The 1,536-nt window shown below is 51.8% G+C and carries 2 protein-coding genes and 1 pseudogene; 2 read left to right on the forward strand and 1 reads right to left on the reverse strand.

All coding sequences use genetic code 11. From position 1 onward, the window contains the following. A partial coding sequence (locus ABUA47_RS23610) for an HpaII family restriction endonuclease (RefSeq protein WP_349832165.1) occupies nt 1–560 on the forward strand: 560 nt, incomplete at its 5' end. 64 nt (nt 561–624) lie between these two features. Continuing rightward, on the forward strand, nt 625–1,188 hold the full coding sequence (locus tag ABUA47_RS23615) for a nitroreductase family protein (protein ID WP_005828141.1): 564 nt from the start codon (nt 625–627) through the stop codon (nt 1,186–1,188). A 111-nt stretch (nt 1,189–1,299) separates the two neighbouring features. Here the strand turns inward: ABUA47_RS23615 and ABUA47_RS23620 are convergent. Then, nucleotides 1,300–1,536 (reverse strand): annotated as a pseudogene (locus tag ABUA47_RS23620) (TonB-dependent receptor); the annotation flags it as partial.

Here is a 1,536-nt window from a genome sequence, read left to right on the forward strand (position 1 = left end):
AGGTGAATGCCCTGCCGGAATCTCCTACGGAAGTGGCAGAACGCATGATGATGATTGAGCGACTGGGCGGCGTGCTGAAGTATGCCGACGTTGCCGACCGCGTGTTCCGCTGCAACTTGCTGATGATAGACCTCCACTTCCCCCGCATGCTTGCCGAGATGGTACGCTTGATGCACTTGGACGGCATCACCCGCATCAGCGAATTGACGGAGCGCATCAAGGAGATGAATCCGTTGAAGATAAAGGACGAGTTGATAAACAAGCACCGCTTCTACGAGTTCAAGATGAAGCAGTTCCTGCTGGCACTTGCCCTCGGCATGCGCCCTGCCAAAATTTATAACGGTACGGACTCTGCCGTCGAAGGCATCTTCCTGACGGACGGCAGCGGGCAGGTACTTTGCTACCACAAATCCCGTCCGCAGGTCTTTGCAGACTTCCTCTATCAGAATACGCGTTTGGAGAAAGGTGCCGTAGAGAAAGATAAATACGGCTTCTTGGAGCGCGAGAACGGCGTCTGGTACTTCAAGCTGAATGTAAAGATTGGGCTGGTGAAACGGTGAAACAGCCCCACTGAACACGTACTGATGTGCATTATCAACTATCAATTCTCAAATAAATAAATAAATGAACGAGACATTACAAACCATCAAGGCACGCCGCAGCGTCCGTGCCTATACGGAACAGCAAGTTTCCGCAGAAGATTTGAACCTTATCCTTGAGGCGGCTACCTATGCTCCCAGTGGTATGCATTTGGAGACGTGGCACTTTACCGCCATCCAGAATAAGGAGGTGCTGGAAGAGCTGAACGATAAAATCAAAGGTGCCTTTGCCAAGAGTGACGACCTCCATACACGGGAGCGTGGACACAGCCAGACTTATTGTTGCTACTATCATGCCCCCACGTTGGTCATTGTCTCCAATGAGCCGGACAAGTGGTGGGCCGGTATGGATTGTGCCTGCGCCTTGGAGAACATTTTTCTTGCAGCCAAGTCCCTCGGCATCGGTTCCTGCTGGATTAACCAGTTGGGGCAGACCTGCGACGACCCCGATGTCCGCGCTTTCTTGACAAAGCTGGGTGTACCCGAGAGCCATAAGGTATATGGCTGCGCAGCCCTGGGATATGCTCCCGCCGATGCTCCGGTGAAGGAGAAAAAGGTGAAGGAAGGTACGGTGACCATCATCCGCTAAACAGAGATACCCGCAGGAGAGGTGGCGGTCAGGTAATTAATCATACATGAAGCAAAATAACGTATAATTCCGCCACTCTCCGTTGGGCTTCCTCTTCACAGAGGAAATGGGTTATCGCTGCATATTGATGATGCCGCTGTCCGTATCACTGTTGTTCAGCCCCTTGTTGCCTGCCTTGTGCTTGCGTCCGAACTCGAATGTATAGCCCATGCGCAGTACGACCATCTGTCCCGTCTCCCTGACGAATGTTTCGGAACGGAAAGGAGCCACTTCACTGATTCTTTCTTTTCCCACCTTATAGTTATTGGTGAAAGGAAACATAATGCCGATTCCCGCCTGAAGGTTCCG

It is taken from the genome of Bacteroides sp. RTP31139st1_H2_RTP31139_211217, from assembly GCF_040227615.1.
GTDB lineage: Bacteria > Bacteroidota > Bacteroidia > Bacteroidales > Bacteroidaceae > Bacteroides > Bacteroides uniformis.